Raw genomic sequence first — 8,155 nt, 5'->3', positions numbered from 1 at the left:
TGAGGATGAAGAAACCGGGTTTCTATGAGAGTTTTTTTGGGGGGATGAGAAATGCGGGTAGAAACCCGGTTTCTAGCTACGGTTGGGGATGAAGAAACCGGTAGGGGCGAAAGATTTTTCGCCCCTACTGTTTTAGTGGCTCCCCCCCGCAGGCGGTCAAATTTTGTTATAATCACAGTTTTGAGTGCATTAAAAAAGGAGCGCCTATCGAAACGATCTACGGGAACCTGCAAGGTCTCAAGCCCAGTCAGCTCAAGCAACTCCAGCGCCTGTATCACCAGCGGATACCGGGCGATCGCATCACGACGCCGGAGTTTGCCCAGCGACTCGCCGCCGCCAGTACGGACATCGGCGAACCCGTCTGCGCCTACATCAACCGCCGGGGACAGGTGATCCGCGTCGGGGTGGGAAGCCCCCGCCAAACCCGCATCCCCCCCCTGGAACTGCCGCGCTACGGAAATGGCCGTCTGAGCGGCATCCGCTGCATCGCCACCCAGTCCAAATCGGAACCGCCCCGAGAATCGGCCCTGACGGCGATGGCAATGCAGCGCCTTGACGTCCTCGCCATCTTGACCCTGACGGGGACGGGATTTGAGCGCCGGGGGGGCGGCGGCACCGGCTATGTCAAAGATTGTTATTTGGCCCATCTCCTCCCCCAACAAGAAGACGAGGAAAACGAAACCCACCTGGACAATCCTCTCTCACCCGTCCCCTACTACGTCTCCCCCTCCACCAGCCTCGACGTCCTCTCCAACCAGGATTTTCTGGATTTGGTGGACGGGCTCGAAGCCGAATTTCAGCGGGAATTTGTCGCCCGAGATGTCAAGTCCGACCAGGATCGGGTGCTGCTGGTGGGGGTGCAGACAGCGGACGTTTCGTCCCAACGGTTCGAGGAGGGGTTGGAAGAATTGGCCCGCCTCGTGGATACGGCCGGGGGACGGGTGCTGCAAACCTTGCGACAGAAGCGATCGCGCCCTCACCCCCAAACCGTCGTCGGAGAGGGGAAAACCCAGGAAATCGCCCTCGCCGCCCAAACCTTCGGCGCCACCCTGATCGTATTCGATCGCGACCTGTCCCCGGCCCAAGTCCGCAACCTGGAAACCCGCATCGGCGTGCGGGTGGTCGATCGCACCGAAGTGATTTTGGATATTTTCGCCCAGCGGGCCCAGTCCGGCGCCGGGAAATTGCAGGTGGAACTCGCCCAACTCGAATACAGCCTGCCCCGCCTCACCGGACGGGGGGAAGCTATGTCCCGACTGGGGGGCGGCATCGGCACTCGGGGGCCGGGGGAAACCAAACTGGAGACGGAACGGCGGGCCATCCAGCGACGGATCGCCCGGTTGCAGAAGGAAGTCAACCAACTCCAGGCCCACCGATCGCGCTTGAGGCAGCGACGTCAGCGCCAGGAAGTCCCCACGGTGGCGATCGTCGGGTACACCAACGCCGGAAAATCCACCCTGTTGAACGTCCTCACCTCCTCCGAAATCTACACCGCCGACCAACTCTTCGCCACCCTCGACCCCACCACCCGCCGCCTCACCATCCCCGACGCGGTGACGGGGGAGGCCCAAACTATCGTCCTCACCGACACGGTGGGATTCATCCACGAACTGCCGCCAGCCTTAATTGACGCCTTCCGCGCCACCCTGGAGGAAGTCACCGACGCGGACGCCTTACTGCACGTCGTCGATCTCTCCCACCCCGCATGGCAGGCCCAGATCCGCTCGGTGATGGAAATTTTGACCCAAATGCCGATCACCCCCGGCCCCGCGCTGCTGGCGTTCAACAAGATCGATCGCGTCGATGGGGAGACATTGCGGTTCGCCCAGGAAGAGTACCCCCAGGCGGTGTTCATCTCGGCGGCCAAAGCCCTGGGTTTGGAAACCCTCCGCGGCCGGATGGCGCAGTTGGTCTATTATGCGATCGCCAATTCGTAAAGTAGGAGTCGGGAAAAGATGACCGAGAAACCGGGTTTCTAAAGGGATCTCGATTGTGTTCACCCGGGCGAATGAAGGACTTAATCGTTTGTTGCAGTTTTTTGTATCTAGAAATATGTTATCGCTCATGGGCTTCTTCCCGATCAAATTTATAATCGGGCGGCAGTTTGGCAGAATATTGTTGTGCCCACTCCAGGAATTTCTGTGTCCGTTCTTTGGGTTCCATCTCGGACTGAGCAGAAGATTCCGCATCTTCGACCAGCATCAAGGTCAGCTTTTGGCCTTCTAGGGCTGAATCCAGTTTTTCATCGAGGATTAAGCTGCCATTGTGGTAAGTTGCATGGAGTAATTTGCTCATGATCAATTTCTCCCTTTTTGTCCGCAGATTTCGCAGATTTTCGCAGATTATTGGTTTTGGGGGGGCCGAGGGGGGATTGATTGATAATTGTCAATTTTCAATGATCAATTATTCTGACTCCCTCACCGATGCGGCGATCGATAAAAGGGCCGCTTGACTACTTTGGCGGGGTAGGTTTTTTTGCGAATTTGCACTTCCAATTCCCGGCCGACTTTCGCCAATTCCGCCGGGACGTAGGCCAGGGCGATCGCTTTTTTGAGGGTGGGGGACATGGTGCCACTGGTGACTTCCCCGACGATTTCCCCGTCCGCCTTCACCGAATAGCCGTGGCGGGCGATGTGGCGCCCCTGCATTTCCAACCCCACCAGGCGCCGGGACACTCCCTTTGCTTTCTGTTGTTCCAAAACCGATCGCCCGATAAAGTCTCCCTTGTCGTCCAGGTGGACCAGCCACCGCAACCCGGCTTCCAACGGAGTCGTGTGGGTGTCGATATCCTGTCCGTACAGGGCCATCGCCGCTTCGAGTCGCAGGGTATCTCTGGCTCCCAAACCGCAGGGAGTCACCCCCGCTTCCAACAGGTGACGCCACAGGTCTACCCCCGTCGGCGGATCGACCATCACTTCAAACCCGTCCTCTCCGGTGTATCCCGTCCGTGCGATAAAGGCGGGTTTTCCCAATACGGTGGTTTCCGCGTGTCCGAAATTCCCCACCGCCGACAGGTCCGCTTCCACCAGGGGTTGCAGGACGGCTTCCGCTTCCGGACCCTGGACGGCGATCAGCGCTTTCGTCCGGGATAAATCGTCCAGATCGACGCCGGTTCCTTCTAAATGGGCGACAATCCAAGCTTTATCTCTGGATTTGGTGGCGGCGTTGACGATCGCCATTCCCCGCTGATTTCCGGTCGCCCGGTCGATGCCTTGATAGTAAAAAATGAAGTCGTCTAAAATGCCGCCACTGGCATTGAGCAGCACCGTGTACTGGGCTTGACCCGGTTCCAGGCGACTGAGGTCGGACGGGACCAGGGGTTGGAGGGCGGCGACTAATTGCTGGCCTTTGAGGGCGAATTTGCCCATGTGGGAAATGTCGAACATTCCCAGATGCGATCGCACGGCTTCGTGTTCAGGGGTGATCCCGGTGTACTGCACCGCCATTTCCCAACCGGAAAAGGGCACCATGCGGGCGTTGAGTTCGACGGACAGATCGTAGAGGGGGGTGCGGGCGAGGGGTGGTTTCATAGCCAAATACGACGGTTTGGGCGGTTTGAGCTTCAACTTGTGCGGATGATGTTTTCTATCTTACGGGAAACTCAGGGTTTGAGTCAGTTCGTCCAAAAATCGGATGTGTAGCAGGTAAGAGGCAATAGGCAAGAGGCAACGGGGAGAAAAACCTTTCACCGTCTGGGTTGGAGAATCGGTCGCCGTCCCGATCGCCCCGGCGGTCGCCCGATCAGCTTTCTGGCTGAGGGCTGAGGGCGGATTTCCGGACTTGCCGTGGCTTCGGGTTGGGGAAGATGTCAGAATAATAGAATTGGTTAATTACTGAACTCGGAATTATTCATGTCAATATTGGCTGCGATCGCGGTTCTCGGAATTTTGATTGTCGTCCATGAACTCGGCCATTTCATGGCGGCGCGCCTCCAGCACATTCACGTCAATCGCTTCTCCATCGGCTTCGGGCCGATTTTGTGGAAATATCAGGGTTCGGAAACCGAATATGCCCTCAGAGGCTTTCCCCTCGGGGGTTTCGTGGGGTTCCCGGATGAAGACCCGGACAGCACCATCCCGCCGGACGACCCGGACCTGTTGAGCAACCGCCCCATTCTTGATCGCGCGATCGTGATCAGTGCGGGCGTGATCGCCAATTTGATTTTCGCCTACTTCCTGCTCGTCGCCCAGGTCGGACTCGTGGGCATCCCGGAATTTAACTACGATCCCGGCGTGCGGGTCCCCGCCGTCGCCAGCGAAGTCAGTTCGGCGGCGGCTCAAGCCGGCATTCGGGCCGACGATCTGATCGTCGCCGTGGACGGGGAGGAACTCGGCGCCTCTAAGGACTCCATCACCCGCCTGATCGAGGTGATTCAAAACCACCCGAACCAGCCCCTGCCCATGACCATTCAACGGGACGATCGCACCCTCCCCGTCACCGTCACCCCGCAACCCGGAGAAGATGGGAAAGGCCGCATCGGCGTGCAACTGAGCCCCAACGGCGAAATCGTCCGCTACCGCGCCGACGGGCCGATCGACGCCTTTGTCAAAGGTGCGGCGGAGTTCCAGCGCATCACCGATCTGACGTTGCAAGGATTTTCCCAACTGATCAACAACTTCGGGGAAACGGCGGGGCAACTCTCCGGCCCGGTGGGCATCGTCGCGATCGGTGCGGACATCGCCCGTTCGGACGCCGCCAGTTTATTTCAATTCGCCGCCCTGATCAGCATCAACCTGGCGATCATCAACATCCTGCCCCTGCCGGCCCTCGACGGCGGCCAGTTGGCGTTTCTCCTCATCGAAGCCCTGCGCGGAAAACCCCTCCCCAGCCGCGTCCAAGAAAGCGTCATGCAGACGGGGTTGATGTTGCTGTTGGGATTGGGGATTTTCCTGATCATCCGGGATACCGCCAACCTGACCGATCTCACCTGGGTGCGATCGCTCTTCCAGTAGGTCGCCCTTCCGTACTGGGGGGAGGGGATTGGCGAACCGACAGGCCCAATGCCCCGACTCCCCAACTTTAGATTGACTCATTCCCCCTTTCCCGTTGCCTCTCACCTATTGCCTGTCACCTATTGCCTGTCACCTATTGCCTATTGCCTCTTATAACTTTCCATGACGAATCGCAAAAAAATCGGCGATCGCAAGCGGGCCCTGGAACTTCTGGTCCGCCTCAAACGCCTCTACCCCGACGCGGGATGTACGTTGGCCTATCAAACCCCCCTGCAATTGTTGGTCGCCACCATGCTCTCGGCCCAGTGCACCGATGAGCGGGTCAATCAAGTCACCCCGGCCTTATTTCGCCGCTTCCCCGATGCCTTTTCCCTGGCGACGGCGGACTTGGAAGAGGTGCAAACCCTGGTGCGGTCCACCGGATTTTATCGCAACAAGGCCCGCAATATTAAAGAAGCGTCTCGCCTGATTGTGGAAAAGTTCGGCGGGGAAGTCCCGAAGCGGATGGAGGAATTGCTGGAGTTGCCGGGAGTCGCCCGCAAAACGGCGAATGTGGTGCTCGCCAACGCCTACGGCATCAACATGGGGGTGACGGTGGATACCCACGTCCGGCGCCTCAGCCGACGCCTGGGGTTGACGGAACAGGAAAATCCGATCCGCATCGAGCGGGATTTGATGCAACTTCTGCCCCAGGCGGACTGGGAAAATTGGTCGATCCGCCTGATCTACCACGGCCGTGCGATCTGTACGGCCCGAAAGCCGGCGTGTTATGATTGTGAATTGTCTGATTTATGTCCGTCGGCCGGGAAGTGCTGACGGGAAAACTCTCAAAATTTGGAGGCATTAACACTTCGACATGGCTAAAAAAAGCATGATCGAGCGCGACAAGAAGCGCAAACAGCTCGTCGAAAAATATTCGGACAAGCGGGCTGAACTCAAAGAGCAGTTTCGGACGGCCACCTCTCAGGCTCAAAAAATGGCGATTCACCGCCAGATCCAGCAATTGCCCCGCAACAGCTCCCGGACTCGGGTGCGGAATAGATGCTGGGTGACGGGACGGCCTCGGGGATACTACCGGGATTTCGGACTCTGTCGCAACCAAATTCGGGAAATGGCCCACAAGGGACTGTTGCCGGGAGTGGTCAAGTCCAGTTGGTAGGGGTTTTGTAAGTCAAAAGTCAAAAGTCAAAAGTCAAAAGTCTGAACTTTTGATGAATCAGGCTCCGGGATGCGGAGGAAGAAATAACCCCCCCTCTGCCTCCTCTGCCTCCTCTGCCCCCTCTGCTCCGTTGTCTTTAATGGCCGCAGCAGCGTTCGTACCCTAGGCTGTCGAGGAGTAGGTCGCTGACGGCGTTGGCGATGGCGAACTCGCCGAAAAAGCTTTTGGAAAAGTCGAACGCTTCCATCTCCGTGACGATCGCGATCACGAGGCAACCCAGATCGTTCTCGCCCTCCATCCGCTGGCGGACGAAGATTTGGGAGGCCCGTTCGGCAATTTCCGCGTTGACGGCCTCGGGAATAAATTCGCGATCGAGCCAGTCGTGCAGGGCTGTTTGCAGCCACTCTCCTTCCTGGCGGGGGTTTTCGACCGGGGGCAGGGTGATGGGTTTGAGCGGTTCAGGCATAGGCTCTTTAGATTTGCAAGAACGGCTGGAACTGACGTTGACAACAACGGTCACTGTTGAACCACGGTGACGACCGGGGACTCCAAGGTGTCCTCCGTCTCGATTTGATTCGTCCGGTTCAGTTCGTCTATTCTAGCTTGGATCAGTTCCACCAGTTGCACCCGAACCAGTTCGGCGAAGATCCGGTTGATGGAAGATTCGAGGGGATTGGCTTCCGCTTTGCAGGAAACCTGGTAGGTTTTGTACTTCTTGGTCTTGTAGGATTTGGTTTTCGGATCGAGAACTTGATTTTTGGTAGTCCGACTTTGGATCGAGACGGAGGGATGGGGCCGCCGATACCAAAACAGGCGGTAGGAGCGGGTATTTTCGTTGCTCAGAAAGCGCAAAATTGTATCGGTGGTTCCCGACAGCCGGACGGCGTAAGTGTTCTCCACCTTGTGAATTTGTAAATACCCCCAATCTTTTTCGGTTTTATTGAGGAGTTTGCCCAAGGTGTTCTCAAGTACGGGATAAGAATCCTGCTTTAGCATAATATTTGAAACAAAAAATACGGTTCTATATTCAACCTTATTTCATCATATCAGAATTAGAAAAATATGCAATATGACCTCTCGGAAATTATTGAAGGGTACGCCCGGGGCTATTTCTTGATGGCGAACGACGGGGAAGATTCTTTGGGGTGGTATACGAGTCGCGAGCGGGCGCTCATTCCCCTCGACGATCGCTTCCGTTACCCGCGATCGCTGCGGCGAGCCCTGAATCAAAATCGCTTTGAAGTGGCGGTCAATCGGGATTTTAACGGGGTTTTGGAGGGCTGCGCCAATCGGGAAAGCACCTGGATTTCTTCGGAATTGAAGAGCATTTATCGGTTGTTGAATGAGGCGGGATGGGCCCACAGTTTTGAAACCTGGCAGGGCGATCGCCTCGCGGGGGGGATTTTGGGTCTCGTCATCGGCGGGGCATTCATCGGGGAATCGATGTTTTTCAACATTCCGGAAGGCTCGAAAGTGGCGATGGTGAAGTTGGTCGAACGGCTGCGATCGCGGAATTTTATCCTCTTCGATGCCCAAATGAACAACCCCCACCTGGAGCGGTTCGGCGCTTATATCGTCACCCAAAAAAAGTATAATAAATTACTCGCAAAAGCCCTGGAAAGAGACTGTTATTTGCAATAAGATTGGGGTCGGTCTTGATTGTCATTGCGGAGGCAACTCTCAAATGCAGGTCGAAATTTATATTTTAGTTGACCATTCCAAACCCTCGACCCGAGTTGACGTTTTCGGGTCGGAACCCGACGCAATTTTGGCAAAAAATCGCCGGGACGAGCCGTCGAAAGTTGAAATTTTCAAAAAGAAAATTGACATCCCCACTTAATTGGATGATGACTGGGTTCGATTCTGTGGTACAATACCAAAACTGTCGGTTTCAGGGGGGAACAGCCCCTGGAGGTAACGGGGAAAGTTCGGTGAAAATCCGGCGCTGTCCCGCAACTGTGAGCAGATTTTGTAAAGAATTGTAACCAAAATCTGTGAGTCAGGATGCCCGCCGATCGCGCGATCCATCACTCATAACATCTGC

11 protein-coding genes and 1 riboswitch are annotated in these 8,155 nt (G+C 56.5%); of the genes, 6 read left to right on the top strand and 5 right to left on the bottom strand.

Annotation, left to right across the window (positions count from 1 at the left end):
* A partial coding sequence (locus tag AC0QHF_RS03210; RefSeq protein ID WP_324702742.1) for a hypothetical protein occupies window positions 1–278 on the bottom strand: 278 nt, incomplete at its 3' end.
* 111 nt (window positions 279–389) lie between these two features.
* Between AC0QHF_RS03210 and hflX the strand changes: the two genes are divergently transcribed.
* Window positions 390–1,937 carry a GTPase HflX gene (hflX, locus tag AC0QHF_RS03205; RefSeq protein ID WP_473113535.1) on the top strand — a complete coding sequence of 516 codons (1,548 nt, stop codon included), beginning with the start codon at window positions 390–392 and terminating at the stop codon, window positions 1,935–1,937.
* A 118-nt stretch (window positions 1,938–2,055) separates the two neighbouring features.
* Here hflX and AC0QHF_RS03200 read toward each other — a convergent pair whose 3' ends face one another.
* Together AC0QHF_RS03200 and gcvT are read right to left on the bottom strand one after the other, a co-directional pair.
* Complete coding sequence (locus AC0QHF_RS03200; RefSeq protein WP_324702741.1) at window positions 2,056–2,295, bottom strand: hypothetical protein; 240 nt, start codon at window positions 2,293–2,295, stop codon at window positions 2,056–2,058.
* Window positions 2,296–2,417: 122 nt separating this feature from the next.
* Complete coding sequence (gene gcvT, locus AC0QHF_RS03195; protein WP_324702740.1) at window positions 2,418–3,530, bottom strand: glycine cleavage system aminomethyltransferase GcvT; 1,113 nt, start codon at window positions 3,528–3,530, stop codon at window positions 2,418–2,420.
* A gap of 321 nt (window positions 3,531–3,851) precedes the next feature.
* Here gcvT and rseP point away from each other — a divergent pair, with 321 nt between their 5' ends.
* The 3 genes from rseP to rpsN all read left to right on the top strand — a co-directional run bounded on the left by rseP (window position 3,852) and on the right by rpsN (window position 6,111).
* On the top strand, window positions 3,852–4,952 hold the full coding sequence (gene rseP, locus AC0QHF_RS03190; RefSeq protein WP_324702739.1) for an RIP metalloprotease RseP: 1,101 nt from the start codon (window positions 3,852–3,854) through the stop codon (window positions 4,950–4,952).
* 162 nt (window positions 4,953–5,114) lie between these two features.
* The gene (gene nth / locus AC0QHF_RS03185) at window positions 5,115–5,768 is read left to right on the top strand and encodes an endonuclease III (RefSeq protein ID WP_324702738.1); all 654 of its coding nucleotides are present in this window, start codon (window positions 5,115–5,117) and stop codon (window positions 5,766–5,768) included.
* A gap of 40 nt (window positions 5,769–5,808) precedes the next feature.
* Window positions 5,809–6,111 carry a 30S ribosomal protein S14 gene (rpsN, locus tag AC0QHF_RS03180; RefSeq protein ID WP_324702737.1) on the top strand — a complete coding sequence of 101 codons (303 nt, stop codon included), beginning with the start codon at window positions 5,809–5,811 and terminating at the stop codon, window positions 6,109–6,111.
* A 136-nt stretch (window positions 6,112–6,247) separates the two neighbouring features.
* Here rpsN and AC0QHF_RS03175 read toward each other — a convergent pair whose 3' ends face one another.
* On the bottom strand, window positions 6,248–6,577 hold the full coding sequence (locus AC0QHF_RS03175) for a hypothetical protein (protein WP_324702736.1): 330 nt from the start codon (window positions 6,575–6,577) through the stop codon (window positions 6,248–6,250).
* 50 nt (window positions 6,578–6,627) lie between these two features.
* On the bottom strand, window positions 6,628–7,107 hold the full coding sequence (locus tag AC0QHF_RS03170) for a hypothetical protein (RefSeq protein WP_324702735.1): 480 nt from the start codon (window positions 7,105–7,107) through the stop codon (window positions 6,628–6,630).
* A gap of 66 nt (window positions 7,108–7,173) precedes the next feature.
* Between AC0QHF_RS03170 and aat the strand changes: the two genes are divergently transcribed.
* Both aat and AC0QHF_RS03160 read left to right on the top strand, forming a co-directional pair.
* The gene (gene aat, locus AC0QHF_RS03165; protein ID WP_324702734.1) at window positions 7,174–7,752 is read left to right on the top strand and encodes a leucyl/phenylalanyl-tRNA--protein transferase; all 579 of its coding nucleotides are present in this window, start codon (window positions 7,174–7,176) and stop codon (window positions 7,750–7,752) included.
* Window positions 7,753–7,795: 43 nt separating this feature from the next.
* Window positions 7,796–7,951, top strand: coding sequence for a hypothetical protein (locus tag AC0QHF_RS03160; protein ID WP_324702733.1), 156 nt, complete (start codon window positions 7,796–7,798; stop codon window positions 7,949–7,951).
* Between the two features lie 29 nt (window positions 7,952–7,980).
* A riboswitch (cobalamin riboswitch) is annotated at window positions 7,981–8,141 on the top strand.
* The last annotated feature ends 14 nt before the right edge of the window (window positions 8,142–8,155 follow it).

The sequence above is a fragment of the Lyngbya sp. CCY1209 genome (assembly GCF_055795065.1).
This window is presented reverse-complemented; position numbering and strand designations above follow the sequence as displayed.

What these genes read in the sequence shown, in the direction of transcription:
- AC0QHF_RS03160 (WP_324702733.1), top strand. Translation starts at nt 7,796, where the DNA reads ATGCAGGTCGAAATTTATATTTTAGTTGACCATTCCAAACCCTCGACC.
- AC0QHF_RS03170 (WP_324702735.1), bottom strand. Translation starts at nt 7,107, where the DNA reads ATGCTAAAGCAGGATTCTTATCCCGTACTTGAGAACACCTTGGGCAAA.
- rseP (WP_324702739.1), top strand. Translation starts at nt 3,852, where the DNA reads ATGTCAATATTGGCTGCGATCGCGGTTCTCGGAATTTTGATTGTCGTC.
- rpsN (WP_324702737.1), top strand. Translation starts at nt 5,809, where the DNA reads ATGGCTAAAAAAAGCATGATCGAGCGCGACAAGAAGCGCAAACAGCTC.
- aat (WP_324702734.1), top strand. Translation starts at nt 7,174, where the DNA reads ATGCAATATGACCTCTCGGAAATTATTGAAGGGTACGCCCGGGGCTAT.
- nth (WP_324702738.1), top strand. Translation starts at nt 5,115, where the DNA reads ATGACGAATCGCAAAAAAATCGGCGATCGCAAGCGGGCCCTGGAACTT.
- AC0QHF_RS03175 (WP_324702736.1), bottom strand. Translation starts at nt 6,577, where the DNA reads ATGCCTGAACCGCTCAAACCCATCACCCTGCCCCCGGTCGAAAACCCC.
- gcvT (WP_324702740.1), bottom strand. Translation starts at nt 3,530, where the DNA reads ATGAAACCACCCCTCGCCCGCACCCCCCTCTACGATCTGTCCGTCGAA.
- AC0QHF_RS03200 (WP_324702741.1), bottom strand. Translation starts at nt 2,295, where the DNA reads ATGAGCAAATTACTCCATGCAACTTACCACAATGGCAGCTTAATCCTC.